The organism is Dactylosporangium roseum, from assembly GCF_025264685.1.
In the GTDB taxonomy this organism is placed as follows: domain Bacteria; phylum Actinomycetota; class Actinomycetes; order Mycobacteriales; family Micromonosporaceae; genus Dactylosporangium; species Dactylosporangium roseum.
This window is the reverse complement of the sequence record NZ_CP073721.1, coordinates 8,188,846-8,207,625: the sequence shown is the minus strand read 5'-3', so window position 1 is coordinate 8,207,625 and position 18,780 is coordinate 8,188,846. Positions and strand designations below refer to the sequence as shown.

Annotated in this window: 16 protein-coding genes; 3 read left to right on the top strand and 13 right to left on the bottom strand. The window is 70.6% G+C overall.

Translation table 11 applies throughout. The annotated features are described in order from the left end of the window. Positions 1 to 4: 4 nt before the first annotated feature. The 7 genes from Drose_RS38620 to murJ form a co-directional block, all read right to left on the bottom strand. On the bottom strand, positions 5 to 1,168 hold the full coding sequence (locus Drose_RS38620; protein WP_260726122.1) for an N-acetylmuramoyl-L-alanine amidase: 1,164 nt from the start codon (positions 1,166 to 1,168) through the stop codon (positions 5 to 7). 200 nt (positions 1,169 to 1,368) lie between these two features. Further along, positions 1,369 to 1,704 (bottom strand): thioredoxin, encoded by a 336-nt coding sequence (trxA, locus tag Drose_RS38615; protein WP_260726121.1) that lies wholly within the window; start codon positions 1,702 to 1,704, stop codon positions 1,369 to 1,371. Positions 1,705 to 1,736: 32 nt separating this feature from the next. Continuing rightward, positions 1,737 to 2,663: a thioredoxin-disulfide reductase gene (gene trxB / locus Drose_RS38610; RefSeq protein ID WP_260729964.1), complete on the bottom strand. Its 927-nt coding sequence runs from the start codon at positions 2,661 to 2,663 to the stop codon at positions 1,737 to 1,739. Positions 2,664 to 2,783: 120 nt separating this feature from the next. After that, a complete protein-coding gene (locus tag Drose_RS38605) occupies positions 2,784 to 3,680 on the bottom strand; it encodes a hypothetical protein (RefSeq protein ID WP_260726120.1) in 897 nt (298 codons plus the stop codon). Next, the gene (gene sigM / locus Drose_RS38600) at positions 3,677 to 4,264 is read right to left on the bottom strand and encodes an RNA polymerase sigma factor SigM (protein WP_260729963.1); all 588 of its coding nucleotides are present in this window, start codon (positions 4,262 to 4,264) and stop codon (positions 3,677 to 3,679) included. Before sigM ends, Drose_RS38605 begins: the two co-directional genes overlap by 4 nt. 66 nt (positions 4,265 to 4,330) lie before the next feature. Beyond that, a complete protein-coding gene (locus Drose_RS38595; RefSeq protein ID WP_260726119.1) occupies positions 4,331 to 5,851 on the bottom strand; it encodes a protein kinase family protein in 1,521 nt (506 codons plus the stop codon). A 464-nt stretch (positions 5,852 to 6,315) separates the two neighbouring features. Further along, positions 6,316 to 8,154, bottom strand: coding sequence for a murein biosynthesis integral membrane protein MurJ (gene murJ / locus Drose_RS38590; RefSeq protein WP_260726118.1), 1,839 nt, complete (start codon positions 8,152 to 8,154; stop codon positions 6,316 to 6,318). A 158-nt stretch (positions 8,155 to 8,312) separates the two neighbouring features. Here murJ and Drose_RS38585 point away from each other — a divergent pair, with 158 nt between their 5' ends. Beyond that, positions 8,313 to 9,755, top strand: a complete 1,443-nt coding sequence (locus tag Drose_RS38585) for a CCA tRNA nucleotidyltransferase (protein WP_260726117.1) — start codon at positions 8,313 to 8,315, stop codon at positions 9,753 to 9,755. Here Drose_RS38585 and Drose_RS38915 read toward each other — a convergent pair. Further along, positions 9,742 to 10,770 (bottom strand): peptidylprolyl isomerase, encoded by a 1,029-nt coding sequence (locus Drose_RS38915; protein WP_313899982.1) that lies wholly within the window; start codon positions 10,768 to 10,770, stop codon positions 9,742 to 9,744. The genes Drose_RS38585 and Drose_RS38915 overlap by 14 nt on opposite strands. A gap of 15 nt (positions 10,771 to 10,785) precedes the next feature. Continuing rightward, entirely contained in the window at positions 10,786 to 11,943 is a 1,158-nt protein-coding gene (locus Drose_RS38575; RefSeq protein WP_260726116.1) for a glycosyltransferase, read from the bottom strand. A 197-nt stretch (positions 11,944 to 12,140) separates the two neighbouring features. Between Drose_RS38575 and Drose_RS38570 the strand changes: the two genes are divergently transcribed. Next, complete coding sequence (locus Drose_RS38570) at positions 12,141 to 13,037, top strand: hypothetical protein (protein WP_260726115.1); 897 nt, start codon at positions 12,141 to 12,143, stop codon at positions 13,035 to 13,037. Here Drose_RS38570 and Drose_RS38565 read toward each other — a convergent pair whose 3' ends face one another. The 3 genes from Drose_RS38565 to Drose_RS38555 form a co-directional block, all read right to left on the bottom strand. After that, positions 13,038 to 14,366 (bottom strand): MFS transporter, encoded by a 1,329-nt coding sequence (locus Drose_RS38565; RefSeq protein WP_260726114.1) that lies wholly within the window; start codon positions 14,364 to 14,366, stop codon positions 13,038 to 13,040. Between the two features lie 127 nt (positions 14,367 to 14,493). Continuing rightward, a complete protein-coding gene (locus tag Drose_RS38560; RefSeq protein ID WP_260726113.1) occupies positions 14,494 to 16,011 on the bottom strand; it encodes an SPFH domain-containing protein in 1,518 nt (505 codons plus the stop codon). 56 nt (positions 16,012 to 16,067) lie between these two features. Next, positions 16,068 to 16,583, bottom strand: a complete 516-nt coding sequence (locus Drose_RS38555) for an NfeD family protein (protein WP_260726112.1) — start codon at positions 16,581 to 16,583, stop codon at positions 16,068 to 16,070. 64 nt (positions 16,584 to 16,647) lie between these two features. On the opposite strand from Drose_RS38555, the gene Drose_RS38550 reads away from it, so the two are divergent. Then, positions 16,648 to 17,130 (top strand): methylated-DNA--[protein]-cysteine S-methyltransferase, encoded by a 483-nt coding sequence (locus tag Drose_RS38550; protein WP_260726111.1) that lies wholly within the window; start codon positions 16,648 to 16,650, stop codon positions 17,128 to 17,130. A 558-nt stretch (positions 17,131 to 17,688) separates the two neighbouring features. Here Drose_RS38550 and Drose_RS38545 read toward each other — a convergent pair. Next, positions 17,689 to 18,768, bottom strand: a complete 1,080-nt coding sequence (locus tag Drose_RS38545) for an inositol-3-phosphate synthase (protein ID WP_260729962.1) — start codon at positions 18,766 to 18,768, stop codon at positions 17,689 to 17,691. Positions 18,769 to 18,780: the final 12 nt, after the last annotated feature.

Below are 18,780 nucleotides of genomic sequence, written 5' to 3'. Positions count from 1 at the left end.
GAGCTCAGGACGTCGGCGCCGCCGTCAGCGCGCGGAGCAGGCTGACGTCGATCGAGCCGGTCGGCACGTCCGCCTCGACCGGCAGGTACATCCGCTGGACGGCCGCCATCGTCGCCTCGACGACCCGGTCGCGGAACGCCGGATCGACAAGCTGCTGCCGGTCCGCGGGCGAGGTCAGGTAGCCGACGTCGACCCGCACCGCCGGCATTCTGCTGAGCCGCAGCAGCTCCCAGGTCTTCGGGTGGGTGTGGCAGTCGCGCAGCCCGGTCCGCACCACGATCTCGCGCTGCACCAGTCCGGCCAGCCGCTCCCCGACGATCGAAGTGGGGCCGGAGACGGTGCCGTAGTGATACGTGGCCACGCCGGACGCCTCAGGGTTGTGGTGGCCGTCGAGGTGGATGGAGATGAGGAGGTCGGCGCCGAGCTCGTTGGCGAGGTGGATCCTGTCACGGTCGCTCAGCGCGGTTTTGGGCGCCGGGCCCCTGGTGAGGTTCACCCGCATGCCCGCGGCCGCCAGACGGCCCTCCAGACGGGCTGCGAGGTCATACACGAGGTCCGCTTCCGTCCATCGCAGCGGGCCGTCGGGGACCACGTGACCGGTGTCCGGGCCGCCGTGCCCCGGGTCGATCACGATGCGCTTGCCGAGCAGCGTCGGGCCGGACTCGCGGAACGCCTCGGCCTCGCGCAGGAGCTGCGGCCGGCCGCCGATCACCTTGCGGCCGAGCCGGCGCAGGGCGCCCACGGTCGCCGGCCCGCACTCCCCGTCGGGGCGCAGGCCGACCTCACGCTGGAACTGCGCGACGGCGTGCGCCGTACGGCTGCCGTAGATGCCGTCGGCACGGCCCGGGTTGTAGCCCATCTCCAGGAGGCGCTCCTGGAGCTGACGCACGTCGTCGCCGACATACGGGTCGGCGACGGTGTGGAACAACGCCCGCTGGCCGAGCCGCCAGCGGGCGGCGTCGAGTGCGCGCCAGGTCTCGTCGGCGACCTCACCGTCGACGGTCAGGCCGCGGCTCTGCTGGAAGGCTCGCACAGCCCGCTCGGTGGCCTCGTCGAACACCGGGTCGGAGGACGACGAAATGTCTTCGACCAGCAGCTCCAGCACGACAAGGATGCTGCGGATCTCGGCAACCGCCGCACCCCGCGCTCCGCGCTGGATCGCACGCATGTGGTCCTCCTGAAATGCCTGTGGCTCCGAGACGGATGGAATGCCTGTGGCTCCGGGAATCGTACGTGCCCGGCCGAGCGCGCCGTTCCGGGGCGAATGCCCCCGCAGCGTACCGCTCCGGGCTCGAAGCCGCCCCACAGCGATCCGCCCCGCGTCCGGAACCGGACGCGGGGCGGGCCGACGATGAGGGGAGACGCAGGTCAGGCCGGCTCGAGCGCCGACTCGATGAGCCGGACCAGTGCACTCTTCGGGCTGGCGCCGACGACCGAGCGGAACGGTGCGCCGTCCTTGAAGACGGTCAGCGTCGGCACGGACAGCACCTGGTATGCGCGGGCCGTCTCCGGGTTGCTGTCGATGTCCACCTTGACGATCTTGACCTTGTCGGCCAGTTCACCGGCGGCGATCTCGTTCAGCATTGTTTCGATCTTGCGGCACGGCTGGCACCACTCAGCCCAGAAGTCCACCAAGACCGGAATATCCGACTTGAGGACGTCGACCTCGAAGGTCTTGTCACTGACGGGCTGGATCGCTCCCATGCGCTCTCCTCTGTTCAGACTGCCGAAAAACCTTACAGCGTCGCGATGTAGCGCTCGGCGTCCAGCGCCGCCGCGCAACCGGTGCCGGCGGCGGTGATCGCCTGCCGGTAGGTGTGATCCACCAGGTCACCCGCGGCGAACACACCCTCGACGTCGGTGCGGGTGCCGGGCGAGGCCACCTTCACGTAGCCGGACTCGTCGAGCTCGACCTGGCCGCGGAACAGGTCGCTGCGCGGGTCGTGGCCGATCGCCACGAACACGCCCGCCACGTCGAGGACGGTCTCCTCACCGGTGTGCACGTCCTTGATCCGGACACCGCCGACGCGGCCGCCGTTGTCGAGGATCCCGGTGACCACACTGTTCCACCGGACCTCGATCTTCTCGTGGTTCAGGGCGCGCTCGGCCATGATCTTGCTGGCGCGGAACTGGTCACGGCGGTGGATGATGGTGACCTTCTTGGCGAACCGGGTGAGGAACGTCGCCTCCTCCATCGCCGAGTCACCGCCGCCGACCACCACGATCTCCTCGTTGCGGAAGAAGAAGCCGTCACAGGTGGCACACGACGACACGCCCCGCCCGAGCAGTTCCTGCTCGCCCGGCACGTTGAGCGGCCGCCAAGCGGAGCCGGTGGAGAGGATGACGGCGCGGGCGCGATACTCGGTCTCGCCGACCCAGACGCTCTTCACCGGGCCCTCGAGCGCCACGCGGGTCGCGTCGTCGGTGACGAACTCCGCGCCGAAGTGCTCGGCCTGCTTGCGCATGTTGTCCATGAGCTCCGGCCCGAGGATCCCGTCCGGGAAACCGGGGAAGTTCTCGACCTCGGTGGTCGTCATGAGCGCACCACCAGAGGTGACACCCTCGATCACCAGCGGTTTGAGGTTGGCTCGCGCGGCATAGACGGCAGCCGTATACCCGGCAGGGCCGGACCCCACGATGATCAGGTTGCGGACCTCGTCCACGGTCGACTCCTCGAATTCAGCCTGTCCCACCAAAACGTCATCCTACGAACCGACCATTCCCGCGAACCGGCGACTCGTGTGCCACATCACCGCTTGGTGGCGGGTCTGACACGCCAAAGGTCAGGCCGTGCCTCGGAACCGCTCTTCGCCGATCGCACCGCCGAGCCCGCAGTCCGGCCCGACGACCACGACAAGGCGCTTGCCGGCCCCGAGTCGGGTGCCGTCGACGATCACGACCAGTGCGGGCCGACCCTCGAACCGGGCGTAGTCGACGAGCGACACCTGTCCACCGTATTCCCTGGTGATGGAGCTCAGGCACAGGATCCGCGCCGCCGGGTCGCCGAGCCGCCGCAGCGGGTCGGGCACCTCCGACAGGTCGGTGCGCTTGCCGGAACTTCCGTCCGAGTTGAACGCCGCCGGCGGTGCCGGGGAACCCTGTGCCAGTTGGCCGACGGTGTTCGGGCCGTAGTCACGGCCCGTCATCATGATCGTCGAGGCGGAGCCCGGCGCCCCGCCGGCGGCGCTGTTCGGCGCCGCCGCGTCGGGAGCCATCGCCGAGCCGCGCGTGCCCTCTGGCGCGTGGCCGCTGGTCGCGGCGGAGTCGGAAGAGTTGGTGACCTGCTGCCGGACGACCTGGACACCGATGCCGGCACACGCCAGCACGGCCGCCGCCGCGCCGAGGCCGACGAGCCAGCGCTGCCGCCGCCGCTTGCGCGCTTCGCGCGCTCGCGCCAGATCGACCACCACGGCGTCCGCCGGGGGCGCGGTGAGTGCCGTCGCCAGGGCCGCGTCCAGGCGTTGTTGCACATCGGGCGGTACGGGCTGTGCCTCCGTCCCCAGTGCCCGCAACTCGTCACGCACGGCGGCGTCTGCGGTCACCAGCGACGCGTATGCCTCGGCCCACGTGACGTCGGTGCTGACCAGGCGGCGCACGTGGTCGGCATCGGGGGTGCCCTCGAGCGCCCCGCCGACGAAGTCGGCGAGCCGGTCGAGGTCGGCATCCGAGAAGGCCGTCATGCGCCACCCTCCTTCCGTGACGTGGCGGGGCTGATCGGAGATGGGACGCTCGGGTCGGCGTCCGGGTTCCGCAGATGACCGAGCATCACGGCCAGCCGGGCCCGACCGCGCGCGCACCTGCTCTTGATGGTGCCCTCCGCGACGCCCAGCATCCCGGCCGCCTCGGAAACCGGGTATCCCTGCACGTCGACGAGCACGAGCGCGGCGCGCTGCTCGGCCGGCAACTCCCGCAGCGCCTGACGGACGTCCATCGCGGTGTCGCGGTCGGTGGCGGGTGCCGGGGTGACGTCGACCTCGGGCAGGGGCACCGTCGGCCGGGCCTGCCGCCGCCGGATCCGGTCCAGGCAGGCGTTGACCACGATGCGGTGCAGCCAGGTGGTGACGGCGGAGTCACCGCGGAAGTTGTTCGCCGCCCGGAACGCGGACATCAGTGCGTCCTGCAGCGCGTCGGCGGCTTCCTCGCGGTCGCCCGTCGTGCGGAGGGCGACCGCCCACAACCGGTCTCTGTGCCGCCGGACCACCTCGGCGAACGCGTTGGGATCGCCCGCGGCGTGGGCGCGCAACAGCGACGTGTCGTCGCGCATCTCCTGCGCGTCCGGCCGTGCTGCGTCCACGGCAGGCACCCTATCGACCACGAGCGACCTGTGGGGCTACTGGACGCGGACGGTTATTTCTCCGATAGCAACCCGGTATCCGCCGCCCTTGCTCTCCTTCGGCAGCTTGGTGATCCACACCAGCAGATACCGCGTCGGTTGCTCCGGCCCGGGGAACAGCGTCGTGCCGCCCATCGCGGACTTCGCGGAGCCCACGACCGTGTATTGCGCGACGGTCTGTTGATCCTGGGCGTCGCCGCTGCCCAGGTCCGCCGTGCCCGAGCGCAGCTCACCGTCGGCGCCGGGCGTGGTCAGGTCGACCTGGACCGACACGACCTGCTTGCTCTCGCCCAGGTCGATCCAGACGCCCATGCCCTTCTTGGTGCCGCCGAAGTCGGCCTTCGTGTATCGCTCGGTCTGCCACACCGTGGTGGCGTTGCCGTCGATCGCGTTCTGGGCGTTCCTCACCTCGGACCGGTTCCCGTCGGGGTCGACGATCCGCACCTTCGACGGGTCGAGCTTCAGCACGGTCGGCTGCCCGGCGGGCTTCGCCGGCTGCGACGCGGTCGTCCCGGACGGTGAGGTGCCCGGCGGCGTGTCGTGCTTCGCCGGGTCGCCGAGCACCCGGGCGGCCGCGAGCGTGCCAGCCAGCGCTAAGACCAGCAGCCCGACGACGCCGACGGCAAGCTTGCGGCCGGCCGGCTTGGGCGGCGCGGTGGACTGTGCGGCGGAGTCGAACGCGTCGAAGTCGAGCGCACGCCCGTTCTCCTCCGCGAGCTCCTCCTCGTCGAAGCTGCCGAAGGAGGCCAGCTCACCCGCGAGCGACTCGGCCGACGGCAGCGGCAGGTCGGGGTTGAGCAGGTCGGTGACCAGCGAGTCGAGGTGCGTCGGCACACCCGCGCGGACCTGACGCGGCGTGGTGAGCGCGCCCGACGAGTCACGGACACCGTCGGGGACGGACGAGTGGCCGACCTCGGCGTGCGGCCAGTGCCCGGTGAGCGCGCAGTAGAGGACCGCGCCGATCGCCCGGATGTCGGTCTCCGGCGTCGAACCGTCGTCGGACCGGGCGTCGGTGAGCACCACGCGGCCGTCGTGCGCGACCAGGACGGTGCCAGGGTGCACGTTCCCGTGCGCCATCCCGGTGCCGTGCAGCGCCGCGACGGCGTCGGTCACCGCCCAGGCGATCGCGACCGACCGACCGGCGTCGAGCGGACCGGAGGCGACGATGTCGCGCAGTGCGATGCCGTCGACCCACTCCCTGACCACGTATGCCTTGTCGCCCTCGTCGATCGCGTCGTAGACGCCGACAAGATGCGGGTGGACGATGCGGCTGGCGGCCACGGCCGCGCCGAGCATCTCCTTGGCGCTGTCGCCGCCCGGATACCGCAAAACCACCGCCACGGGGCGGCGCAGGATGACGTCGATGCCGCGGTACAACTGACGGCCCAACGAGTCGTTGCCGATGTGGTCTTCGAGCCGGTATCGCTCGGCAAGGATTTCACCGACGGATGGGGTGCCGAAGGTCAGGACCTGCGGGATGCCACCCGGAGTCTCCAGCCCTTCGTCGAGCTCAGCCACCCGTCCTCCCTTCCGATCCGTGTGCCCATCTGTGGCGTCCGTCGTAACGCGAGTCGCAGTCACTAAGCCTAAGCGCTCCGGCGAGGCGTCGAGGTTGACCTTACCGGTCGGCTCCCCGGGTTCTGACACGTCATCATCTCCGGACCACCCTGCACGATGCCAATTGATCACCCATGCCGGACATCACCGTCATTTACGGTTCATCCACATTTCATCGGACCGTCCGGCGGGTCGGAGCTGGCCTTTCGATGCCTCCGCCCACCGGCCACGACCGCGTCCGCGATGCGCCGCGTCAACCACCGTGACCAGCTTCACCGTCACCTCTGGGAGCGCCGCCACCGGCCCGCCGGCGGCCGCTGCCCGGCGGTCGCCCGTCGGGGGCGTGCCGCCCAGAAATGGACGCCGCGACACGGTCGGCGGTTGCGCCACGTACGCGGCCTGCGGCGGGTCGCCCGGGGCGGTCGTCATCGGCCCAACTTAGCCTTGATCAGGTTGCCGAACTGGCGGACCTCGGGCACCCGCAGGACCACCGCCGTCGCGACGTAGGCCACCAGCAGCACCGCGCCGCCCACGATCAGTTGCACCACGCCCATGACCTTGCCCGGGTCCATCACCCGGCCGATGCTCCATGAGACGGCGAACGCCAGCGCGCCGCCCACGGCCGCGGCACCGGCCAGGCGGGTCAATGTGTCCGCGACGCGGGCCAGGCCGAGCCGGCCCAGCCGGGTGCGCAGCAGCCAGTATCCCAACAGGAGCGCGGCGACGAACGACAGCGCGGTGCCGACCATCAGCGACGCCGTCACGGCGGCGACCGGAAGGACGAAGTAGAAGACGACGTCGAGCAGGAGGCGGATCGCCACACCGCCGATGTTGACCAGGGCGGGTGTCCGGGTGTCGCGCAGCGCGTAGAAGACGCTGGTCTGCATCTGACTCAGCGCGTACGGCACGAGCCCGAGGCCGGCGGCACTGACCACCCAGCCGGTGGCGAGGGCCGCGTCGTATCCGTATGCGCCCCAGTCGAACAGCGTCACCGCCAGGGGCTGGCCGAGGACCAGGTAGATCGCGGCCGCCGGGATCAGGATCACCGACGCCAGCCGGGTGCCCTGCGAAAGCTGCTCGGTCACGTCGCCGAACCGGCCGTCGGCCGCCGCCGAGGAGATCCGCGGCATCATGGCGGTGATCACCGAGACCGCCACGATGCCGTGCGCCATCATGAAGATCAGGAACGCGTTGTTGAAGATGATCGGCCCGTCACCGCCGCGGAGCTGGTTGCTCTTCGCCAGCATCATCACGACCGTGATGCCGAGCTGGTTGACCGCGACGTAGAGCAGCATCCAGGCACCGAGCTTGCCCAGCTCGCGCAGGTGGAGCTTGCGGAAGTCGAAGCGCCACTTCCAGCGGAACCCGGTCTTGCGCATCGCCGGCCACAGCCCCAGCGCCTGGATCACGATGCCGAGCGTCGTGCCGATGCCCAGCACCAGCACCTGCGGCATGGTGATCGTCTCGGGGGTGGGCAGGCCCTTCCCCCGGACCAGCATGAACGCGCCGGCCGTGGCGATGATGACGATGTTGTTGAGGATCGGCGTCCACATCGGCGCGGCGAAGTGGCCGCGCACGTTGAGGATCGCGGCGAAGATGCCGGCCAACCCGTAGAAGAAGATCTCGGGCAGCAGGAGATAGGCCAGAAACGTGATCAGGTCGCGGTCGGCCGTGGTCACCCGGTCGTTGCCGAGTGTGTAGACGGCGGTGATCAGCGGCGCCGCCAGCACCACGATCAGGGTCGCCGCGCCGAGCGCGACCACCGCCAGGGTGAGCAGGCGCTGTGCATAGGCCTCGCCGCGGTCCGGCTCCTCCTTGCGCGCCCGCACCAGGGTCGGGATGAGCACGCTGGCCAGGACGCCACCGAGCAGCAGCTCGTAGATCTGGTTGGGCAGGTTGTTGGCGAGCGTGTAGTCGTCACCGACGACCGCGCCGCCGATCGCGGCCGAGATCGCCGCTGCCCGGATGAACCCGGTGCCCCGGCTGATCAGGCTCAGAACCGCCATCGTGCTGCTGTTGCGCACGACGGTGCCGGTGCTCTCGCCCTCACCGGGCGCCGGCGGGGGTGCGCTCTCCTCGACCACGGGTGCGTCGGCGACCACCTGTGGCGGCGGCGTGACCAGTGGCATCCGCACGGTCGGCGCGTTGGCCGGGTCCACGTGGGTCAGTGGCACCGTGGGCGCCTCCGGGGCGCGGTGCTGCCCGACAGGGTTCAGGGCGACCGTCGGCTCGTTGCTCCAGCGCCCGTCTTGTGCCGGGTCCATCCGCTACACCCCAACTCGGCCGTACTTCCGCTCGCAAGCACAGACCATAGTGGCACCCGCCGACACTTCCGGTGCCCTGCGGATTTCACGCGACCCGATCCACACCGGACAGCTACCCTCGGTGCCTGCCCCGACCGTAGCGATAGGCTGTCCGACCGATGTCCGAAACCTCACGTGCCCTCACCGAGGCGCAGCGCCGTGCCGTGCACGAGCTGCTCCGCGTCTCCCCCGTCGCCGACGAGCTCGGCCGCCGGTTCGTCGCGGCCGGCCACGAACTGCACCTCGTCGGCGGTTCGGTCCGCGACGCCCTGCTCGGGCGTCTCGGCGACGACCTCGACTTCACCACCGACGCCCGGCCGGACGAGACGTTGCGGGTCGTCAAGGGCTGGGCCGAGTCGGTGTGGACGACCGGGGCGGAGTTCGGCACCATCGGCATCGCCCGGCGCGGCCTGCGGATCGAGATCACGACGTTCCGCGCGGACGCGTATGACCGGGTCAGCCGCAACCCCATCGTGCAATACGGCGACAGCCTCATCGACGACCTGCGTCGCCGTGACTTCGCCGTCAACGCCATGGCGGTGTCCGTGCCCGGTCACGAGTTCACGGATCCGTATGGCGGGCTGACCGATCTCGCCCAGCGTGTGCTGCGCACCCCGGGCGCGCCGGAGGAGTCGTTCGCCGACGACCCGTTGCGCATGCTGCGCGCCGCCCGGTTCGCCTCCCAGTTGCGGTTCGAGGTCGCGCCCGAGGTCTACACGGCCATGCTGGAGATGGCGGGCGACCTGTCCCGCATCACGGCCGAGCGGATCCGCGACGAGTTCGTCAAGCTCGTGTGCGGCGCCGACCCGATCACCGGCCTGCGCCTGCTGGTCGACACGGGCCTCGCGGAGCAGTTCCTGCCCGAGCTGTCCGGCCTCAAGTTGGAGATCGACGAGCACGCACAGCACAAGGACGTGTACGAGCACACGCTGATCGTGGTGCGCAACGCCATCGGCCACGAGAAGGACGGCCCCGACTTCGTCCTGCGCATGGCCGCGCTGATGCACGACATCGGCAAGCCGGCCACCAAGGCGGTCGCGCCCGACGGCGGCGTGAGCTTCCACCACCACGAGGTCGTCGGCGCCCGGCTGACCAAGCAGCGGATGAAGGCGCTGAAGTTCCCCAAGGACGTCATCGCCGACGTCGCCGAGCTCGTCGCCCTGCACCTGCGCTTCTACGGCTACGGCCGAGGCGAGTGGACCGACTCGGCCGTCCGGCGTTACGTCACCGACGCCGGCCCGCTGCTGCCCAGGCTGCACAGCCTCACCCGGTCGGACGTGACCACCCGCAACCGCCGCAAGGCGGCCCAGCTCGCGGCCGACTACGACGCGCTCGAGGCGCGTATCGCCCGGATCGCGGCCGAGGAGGACCTGGCGCGGGTCCGGCCCGACCTCGACGGCAACGCGATCATGGAGTTGCTCGGGGTGCCGCCGGGGCCGATCGTCGGCAAGGCGTGGCGCCACCTCAAGGAGCTGCGCCTGGAGCGTGGCCCGCTGGACCGCGACGAGGCCGAGGCCGAGCTGCTGCGCTGGGCGGCGTCCGAGGGCATCAAGACGCCCTGATCTCGGTGATCTGCACGGCGAGTTTCGGCGGCCCGTCGGCGGTGCCGGTGGCCGTGCCCTCCGCGGCGATCCGGTCCAGCAGGTCGAGGCCGCTGGTCACCTCGCCGAAGACGGTGTAGTCCGGCGGGATGTCGCTGTCCTTGTAGACGATGAAGAACTGCGAGCCGTTGGTCCCCGGCCCGGCGTTGGCCATGGCCAGGGTGCCCCGCGGGTAGGGCGGCAGGGTGGTCGGCAGGTTCTCGTCGCCGAACTGGTACCCCGGGGTTCCGGTTCCGGTCCCGCCCGGGTCGCCGCATTGCAGCACCCACAGGCCATCGGTGGTCAGCCGGTGACAGGGCGTGTCGGTGTAGAAGTCGTCGCGGGCCAGGTGGACGAAGGAGTTCACGGTGCACGGCGCGCGGTCGGCGAAGAGTCGCAGGCCGATCGCGCCGAGGTTGGTCTCCATCGTCGCCGTGGGCTTGCCGGTGAGCGTCGCGCGTGGCGCCGGGGTCGTGGCCAGCCGCACCTCGCCGTTGCCCCGGCCGGCCGAGGCGTACGCGCAGGGCACGCCGGTGGCCGGTGGCGGTGCGGCGGCGGTCGGCCCGGCGGTCGGCCCGCGGCTCGTTCCGGCGCCCGGCGAGGTGATCGGCGCCTCGCCGACCGGCGCGCCGGCATTTCCGCCCGGTGAGACAGTATGCGAGTTCAACGGTGCGGCGACGCGACGCGTCTCCTCCCCGGCCGCGACATAGACGAGCACGGTGCCGATCCCGCAGAGCACGAGCAGGGCACCGAGCCCGGTCACGACCGGCGCGACCCAGCGCCGCCGCCGGGCCGGCGCGGCCTCGTCGCCGGTGTGCGGCGGCGGGAACTGCTCCTCGGCCTCGTCGGTGTCGCGTGGTGCCGACGATCGCAGTGCCGACGCCGGCAGTGCACCCGGCGCCCCGGGATCGGGTGCTGGCGGCGGCAGGGGTTCGGCCAGTTCGTGCGGCAACGGCGCCCCGGGTGCGGGCGGCTCAAACTGCTCAGATGACGACACCAAGTAATTCTACGATTACAACGTGTTGTGATGTCGGTGGGACAGACCCAGCACCGATGCCAGGGTCGCCGCGCGCTGGGTCCACGAGTGCTGCTCGGCGAACTCGCGGCGAGCGGCGACCAGCTCCGGCACGCTGGACTCGGCGGCGGCCTCGCGCACCGCGGCGACCAGTTCCTTCGGGGTGTTCGCGACACGGACCAGCGGGGAGTCGAGCCAGTGGACGGCAGGAAGATCGGTGCTCACGGCCGGCTTGCCCGCGCCGAGGTACTCCAGCGTCTTGAGCGGGAACGAGGCCCGGTTGAACGGCGTGTCCCGGTACGGCGTGACCCCCACGTCCACGGCCCGCAGGAACGACGGCACCTTCTCGAACGGCTGCCGGCCGACCCACACCACGTTGGGTCGAGCCACCAGCCGGGGAAAGCGCTCGGGCTCCCACCGTGCGTCGTGCGGGCCGACGAGCAGCAGGGAGATGCCGTCGTCGGCGAGGGCTGCCAGCAGGTCGAAGTCGGTGCGGTCGGAGAACTGCCCGATGACGCCGGCGACGGGCGAGGCGAGGCCGCCGGCCTCCGGCGCTGGCGACAAAAGCGACAAATCACGGTAGGCGGACGTCTGCACGCCGTTGGGGATCAGTTCCACGCGGCGAGCGCCCATCGACGTCCAACGCTCAGCCAGTACCGTCGAAATCGCCACCACCAGATCGGCGTTCGCCAGTTGGCGCCGCTCGTCGGCGGCGACCCGGTCCGCGTCGTGCCCCATCAACGCGGCACCCGCGACGAAGTCGTCGGTGCCGTAGAGCACCTTCGTCACGCCGGGCTCCCAGCCGCGCAGGACGTCGACGAGGTTGCAGGCCATCACCGCGGCCGGGCGGCGACCGAGCCGGCGCAGCGCCCGCCGCGCCTGCGAGCGCAGCAGCGCCGCCGTGCTCACCTTCACGTAGGGCCGCGTGTGCATCGGCAGCGCCCGCGGGGTCAACCGGTGCGAAGAAGGCGACACCCGCCGCAGCAGCGGTGTCATCCCGAGCCGGGAGGCGCCGTAGCGGTACCGGTCCGGGGTCGCCGCCGAGATCGGCGGGTCGACCCAGAGCACGTCGGTGTGGGCGGCGAGCTCGGTGGCGAGCAGGCGATCCGAGCCGGCCACACCGTCCCAGGAGGTCCCGGCGAATACGACGATCACGCCGAGCATTCTTCCCGGACGGCCGAGACGCCTGTTCGCCGCTGTCAGAACTCTGACCCCGGTTGCGTCGTGCATGTGGCGATTCGGTCGGTTCTGCGCGTAGACCCGGTCAGCTACCGTCGCTACACGATCCCCCTCGTTGAGTGACATCCCGATTCTTGGAGGCAGACATGCAGCCGTGTCCAACCTGCGGCGGCATGGGCATTGATGCGAACGGCTACTGCACGCAGTGCCGCACCTATCGAGGCGTCCCGCAGGCGCCGCAACCGCCGACGAGCGGATCGCCGTACAGCGGCGCGCCGTACAGCGGCGGGGCCTATGCCGGTTACCCCAGCCAGGACCCCTCGTTCCCGGATCAGGTCAGCGGCCCGGGGTATCCGGGGCAGGTCAGCGGCCCGGGGTATCCGGGGCAGGTCAGCGGCCCGCCCTCGTACCCGCCGACCACCTACGGCGGGCAGTACGGCGCCTCGCCGACCCCGCCGAAGAAGAACAACTTCCTCGTGCCGGTCCTCGCCCTCTCCGGAGTGCTGGTGCTGCTGGTCGTCGCGATCGTCGTGGTCGCGGCGATGAAGGGCGGCGACGACCCGAAGGACACCCCGGTCGCGCAGCCGGGCCAGACGACGAACGGCCCGAGCAAGGGCGCGAGCGCCAAGCCGAGCGCGATCATCGACGAGTGCCTGGTCGGTAGCTGGCAGACCAAGACCTACACCGAGCAGGTCTCCATGCAGGGCATCGGTGACGTGCCGTTCAAGCTGGACGCGAACGGTGCGGTCCTGACGTTCACGGCCGACGGCAAGCACACCCAGACCTTCAAGGACACGCGGTTCTCCGGCGACCCCACGGTCCAGGGCACGAAGGCCCACGTCGTCCTGACGGTCAACGCCAACGTGACCGCCGACGTCCACACCGCCGGCGGCAGCATCGCCTACACCAACCTCAAGAGCGACGGCAGCGGCACCGTCAGCGCGCCGAGCCTCGGCGTCAACGAGACCGAGCCCTTCAGCCCGGGAGACGACCCGTCGAAGTACACCTGCTCCGGCGACACGCTGACGCTCAGCACCGCCCGGATCCAGTCGACGCTGACCCGGCGCTAGCTAGCGCCTGACCAGTGCGGTTGTGGCCCTGTCGGGCCCGGCGATGTCGTCGCCGACCCGGCGGGCCCACCGGCCACCCAGCACGGCGTAGCCGGCAGCCACCAGCACGTATCCGATCGCGACCGCGGTCAGCACGGCAGGCGACCGGCCGTTGTCGGGCAGGGCGAGCGCACCGAGGTACATCCCGGCGACGAGCGTCAGGTTGAACGCCGTGTCGTTGATGCTGAAGACCCGGCCGCGGAAGTCGTCGGCACACTCGTGCTGCAGCGCCGTGTCGGTCACGATCTTGAGGCCCTGTGCGGCCAGGCCGGTCACGAAGACCGCGCCGAGCAGGAGGACCGGGTCGAAGGGCAGGCCGAAGCCCAGGATCGCGAGCCCGGTCGCGGTCACCCCGATCGTCACCCAGCGCCAGCCACCGATCCGGCGGGCGATCGGCGGCGTCACGAACGACGCGATCAGCATCCCCACGCCACCCGCGAGAAAAGCGTTGGCGATGGTACCGAACGAGTCGCTGACGTTGTCGCCGGGATTGAACACGGTCCGGAACAGCAGCAGGCTCGCGAGCAGCACGACGCCGTAGAACAGCCGGAACGCGGCCTGCACGAGGACCAGGTAGGCCGCGCCGCGTTTGACCGCCAGGTGCCGCACCCCGGCGATCGTCCCGTGGTTCACCTCCCGCACGGCCTCCCGGACCGGCTGCCCGTCCCGGTCCGCCGCGTCGGGGCCGAGATCTTCGGGGCCGAACGAGATCCGTCCGGTCAGCGCCGACGTCACGTAGAACACCGCGGCGAGGGCGGCGACCAGCGCGTAGCCGTGGAACGACGTGCCCAGCACGTTCTTGATGAGCGCGGCGCCGGTGCCGATGCCGACCGAGAAGCTCAGCGACCCGAGCGTCGCGGAGAACGAGTTCGCGGTCACCAGCATGGAGTCGTCGACCACGTGCGGCGTGGCCGCGGACAGGCCGGCCAGGAAGAACCGGCTGAGGCCGATGACGACGAGGGCCAGCAGGAACGCCACGAGCGACTCGTCGCCGTGCCAGATGTAGAGCGCGATCGGCAGCACCAGCAGCGCGCGAGTCGAGTTGGCGACGGCGATGATGGAGCGGCGGCGCCAGCGGTCCAGGAACACTCCGACATACGGCCCGATCAGTGAATACGGCAGCAGCAGCACCGCGAAGCCGGCCGCGATCGCCATGGCGCCGGCCCGCTGCTCGGGGTTGAACAACACGCTGCCGGCGAGCGCGCCCTGGAACAGCCCGTCACCGACCTGGGCGATCACCCGCACCGCCAGCAGCCGGCGGAACCCTTGCTGCCGCAGGACCGACCGCACGAACTGAGACTGAACAGGTGCGGGTGCTGCGGCGGTGGACACGGCAAAAGCCTACGGTGCTCCACGCGCGGCGCACATGGAGAAGGCCCGCACCGACAGATGGGGCGGGCCTTCTTCGCGGAAGCCGTCAGGACTTCGGCGCCTCGACCGCCGGCCGCCCGTTCACCGGCTCGTCGGCGGCCAGGCCGCCCAGCTTGCTGAGCAGCTTGGCGAGGTCGATGCCGGTGAGGTCGGTGCCCAACTGCAAGCCCTGGGCCACGTTGTTGGCCACCGACTTCGTCAGCGACGACGCGCCGTCGGTCGAGATGACCGTCATCTTGTCGATGTTGGCCATCGGGTCGCTGGCGGCCTTCACCACGTCCGGCATGACACGGACGAGCAGGTCGAGGATGGCCGCCTCGCCGTACGTCGCGAAGGCGTCGGCCTTGAGCCGCATCGCCTCCGCCTCGGCCTGGCCGCGGGCCAGGATCGCGGACGCCTCGGCGGAACCCTCGCGCTCGAGCGCCTCGGCGATGGCGACACGGCGCCGCTGCTCCGCCTCACCCTCCTTGGCACCTTCGATCGCGTTGGCCTCGGCGAGCGCGGCGCGGCGGGACCGCTCACCCTCACCGGTGAGGCGCGCCTGCTCGGCGGACGCCTGCGCGGCCGCGATCGTCGCCTGCCGCTGCGCCTCGGCCTTGGCGATCGCCGCGTTCTTGGCGGCCTCGGCCTCCTGCTCGACGCGGTACCGCTCGGCGTCGGCCGGCTTGCGGACCTCGGTGTCGAGCTGGCGCTGCTTGAGCTCGGCGTTGCGCTCGGCGACCTTCTGCTGCTCGGCGAGGATCGCCTGGTCGCGCTCCGCCTGGGCGAGCGGGCCGGCCGCGGCCGACTTCGCCTTGGCCGCGTCGATCTCGGCCTGGATGCCGGCCTGCTTCAGCGCAAGGTTCCGGTTCGCCTCGGCGATCGCCTCCTCCGACTTCAACCGCTCCGACTCGGCGGCCTGCCGGGCGTGCGCCTCGGCGATCGCGGCGTCGCGCAGCACGCGGGCGGCCTCGGGGCGGCCGAGGTCGGCGAGGTACGAGCCCTCGGCGAAGATGTCCTGCAACTGGAAGGTGTCGAGCACGAGACCCTGGTTGGTCAGCGAGTGCTCGGCCTCCTCGGCCACGGCTCCGGCAAACGCGGTGCGGTCGCGGATGATCTCCTCGATGGTGAGCCGGCCGACGATCGAGCGCAGCGCACCGGCGAGCACCTCGCTGGTGAACAGGTCGATGCCCTGCTGCTGGTTGAGGAACCGCTGGGCGGCGGCCCGGATCGCGTCCTCGGTGCCGCCGACCTTGACGATCGCGACACCTTGCAGGTTGGCCCGGATGCCCTGCTTGCTCACCGCACCGGTGATCTCGACGTGGATGCGGCGGCTGGACAGGTCGAGGACCTGCAGCTTCTGCACGATCGGCACGACGAACACCGACGCACCCATGACGACCTTCTGCCCGGAGAGATCGGTCGACCGGGTGCCGTCGAGACCCTGCACCGACTTGCCCTTGCGGCCGGTGATGATGAACGCCTCGTTGGGCCCGGCCACCTTGATCCGCGACACGATGAACAGCACGAGGAACAGGACCAGCAGCACGGCGCCGCCGATCGCGACGAGCAGAACAGTGTCCATCTGCTTCCTTTGTATGTAGGCGTTACTTCGACGTCTTGGTCAGGCGTTGCGCCGACTCAGAGGGGGGTTTCCTCGACGATTACGCTGGTGGAACTGGTCGCCTCGATGACGAAGACCCGGGCGCCCAGCGGGATCGGCTTGTCGGCGCGGGCGCTGAGCTTGACCGGCTGGCCGCCCAGCGAGATGCGGATCTCGCCGAACCCGTTCGCGGTGATGGGGGTGACGACCACCCCGGTGGTGCCGATCATGTCCCGCTGGGTCGGGGTGGCGTCGGTCCGCATGTTCATGGCCATCCGGGCCAGCCTTGTGGCCAGCCAGGCGGTCGGGACCGCGGCCACGGCGCCGACGGCGACGGGCGCGACCTTCGAGTCGGTGACCGCTGCGACGATCGCGGCGGCGAACCCGAACGCGCCGATGAACCCGGCCACCGCGGGCAGCGAGAACGGACCGGCGGCGTCGGGGTGGCCGACGTGGAAGAGGTCGCCGATCAGCACCGACACCGCCAGCACGACGACACCGATGCCGCCGATCACCAGGAACGTCGTCGCCACCCCACGGTCCCCCTCCCACATACCAACTGGAGGGTAACCCCGGCGCGCCACCTGGTCCGTCCGGCAAAGAGGCACAATTGGCGCCGTGCGATGGGGTGAGGTTCCCGCGCCGATCGACGCCCTCGGGGTGGCGGTCGACGACGTCGGCGTGTGTGGCGTCCGGTTCGGCGGCGCGCCGGCCGCGAAGGTGTCGCTGGAGGGCCTGCTGGAGCGGGCGGCGGACGAGCTGGCCCGATACTTCGGGGGCGAGCCGCTGCGGTTCACAGTGCCCCTGTCGGTGCCCGGCGGATCCGACTTCGAGCGTGCGGTGTGGCGCGAGCTCTACGCCATTCCTTACGGCGAGATGCGCACCTACGGCCAGATAGCGTCAGCGGTGGGTGAGCCGGACGCGGCCCGGGCGGTCGGCGTGGCGTGCAACCGCAACCCGATCCCGGTCATCATCCCGTGCCACCGCGTGGTCGGCGCGGACGGCAAGCTGGTCGGCTTCGGCGGCGGCCTGTGGCGCAAGAAGGTGCTGCTGGAGCTCGAGGCGAGGGTCCGCATCGAGCTGGAGTTCGGCTTCTCCTGACCGCTGTAGGTGACCATGACGCAGGGCCGCGAGGTCGAGACGTGTGTGGTCGCCTGTCCACTCCGACGTTGCGCTTCGGAATGGTGACGAGGTGTGCCGGCCGGCGCGCGTTCCGCCCGGGATCCGCCGCCGCGCCGCTCCACTTCAGATCATGGGAAAGATCTGGCTATCGGGGCAGCCACATCTTTCCCATGATCATGAGGTCGAGCGGCGCGACGGCGGATTGTGCCGGGACGCGTCGGGGCGACGCGCCGTGCTTGAATTGTCGGTCTTGGCCTGGTTGGCAGGGACTGTCGGGCTGAACTTCGCGGCCTTGCTCGATCATGCGGTCGGACGCCACGGTCGGACGCCACGGTCGCAATATCGGCAGGGGTGGGGGCTTGGCACGACGGCGATGGCAGGCGTCCGGGCCGCGCAGCGGCCCCAGCGCCGGTGTCTGGCGGGAGGGCGACGGTCGTCAGTTGCACGGACCCGAGCCATGAAAAGCGGCGGACCACAGCAGAACGCCCCTCCCACGTCGAAGACGGAAGGGGCGCCCGCGTGCGGAAAGGGTGAGTCTCAGCGCTCGACCTCACCTTTGATGAACTTCTCGACCGACTCGTGTGCGTCGTGGTCGTTGTACTGGACCGGCGGGGACTTCATGAAGTAGCTCGACGCCGACAGGATCGGGCCGCCGATGCCGCGGTCCTTGGCGATCTTCGCGGCGCGGAGGGCGTCGATGATCACGCCGGCCGAGTTCGGGGAGTCCCAGACCTCGAGCTTGAGCTCCGCGTTGAGCGGCGTGTCGCCGAAGGACTTGCCCTCGAGGCGGATGTAGGCCCACTTGCGGTCGTCGAGCCACGGCACGTGGTCCGACGGGCCGATGTGGACGTCCGACTTGGTCATCTCGTGCGGGATCTGGGACGTCACCGACTGGGTCTTCGAGATCTTCTTCGAGACCAAGCGGGTGCGCTCCAGCATGTTCATGAAGTCCATGTTGCCGCCGAAGTTGAGCTGGTACGTGCGGAGCAGTTCGACGCCGCGGTCCTCGAACAGCTTCGCCAGGGCGCGGTGGACGATCGTGGCACCCACCTGGCTCTTGATGTCGTCGCCGACGATCGGCAGGCCGGCGTCCTCGAACTTCTTGGCCCACACCGGGTCGGAGGCGATGAAGACCGGCAGGGCGTTGACGAAGGCGCAGCCCGCGTCGATCGCGGCCTGGGCGTAGAACTTGTCCGCCTCCTCGGAGCCGACCGGCAGGTAGGAGACGACGACGTCGACCCGCGCCTCGCGGAGCGCGGCGGCGACGTCGACCGGCTGCTCGTCCGACTCTTCGATGATCTCGCGGTAGTACTGGCCCATGCCGTCGAGGGTCGGGCCACGCTGGACGGTCACGCCGGTGGGCGGCACATCGCAGAACTTGATCGTGTTGTTCTCGCTGGCGCTGATCGCCGCCGCCAGATCCTGACCGACCTTTTTCGCGTCGACGTCGAACGCGGCGACGAACTGCACGTCACCGACGTGGTAGTCGCCGAACTTGACGTGCATGAGACCCGGTACCCGGTCGTTCGGGTCGGCGTCGCGGTAATACTCCACGCCCTGGATCAGGGACGAGGCGCAGTTACCGACACCGACGATGGCAACGCGGACGGAGCTCATCGCGGATGCCCC

Bases quoted from the DNA above. Each gene is read 5' to 3' on its own strand.
- sigM (WP_260729963.1), bottom strand. From the start codon at position 4,264: ATGCGCGACGACACGTCGCTGTTGCGCGCCCACGCCGCGGGCGATCCC.
- murJ (WP_260726118.1), bottom strand. From the start codon at position 8,154: ATGGACCCGGCACAAGACGGGCGCTGGAGCAACGAGCCGACGGTCGCC.
- Drose_RS38605 (WP_260726120.1), bottom strand. From the start codon at position 3,680: ATGACGGCCTTCTCGGATGCCGACCTCGACCGGCTCGCCGACTTCGTC.
- Drose_RS38555 (WP_260726112.1), bottom strand. From the start codon at position 16,583: ATGTGGGAGGGGGACCGTGGGGTGGCGACGACGTTCCTGGTGATCGGC.
- Drose_RS38620 (WP_260726122.1), bottom strand. From the start codon at position 1,168: ATGCGTGCGATCCAGCGCGGAGCGCGGGGTGCGGCGGTTGCCGAGATC.
- trxA (WP_260726121.1), bottom strand. From the start codon at position 1,704: ATGGGAGCGATCCAGCCCGTCAGTGACAAGACCTTCGAGGTCGACGTC.
- Drose_RS38570 (WP_260726115.1), top strand. From the start codon at position 12,141: ATGGGCATTGATGCGAACGGCTACTGCACGCAGTGCCGCACCTATCGA.
- Drose_RS38545 (WP_260729962.1), bottom strand. From the start codon at position 18,768: ATGAGCTCCGTCCGCGTTGCCATCGTCGGTGTCGGTAACTGCGCCTCG.
- Drose_RS38560 (WP_260726113.1), bottom strand. From the start codon at position 16,011: ATGGACACTGTTCTGCTCGTCGCGATCGGCGGCGCCGTGCTGCTGGTC.
- Drose_RS38585 (WP_260726117.1), top strand. From the start codon at position 8,313: ATGTCCGAAACCTCACGTGCCCTCACCGAGGCGCAGCGCCGTGCCGTG.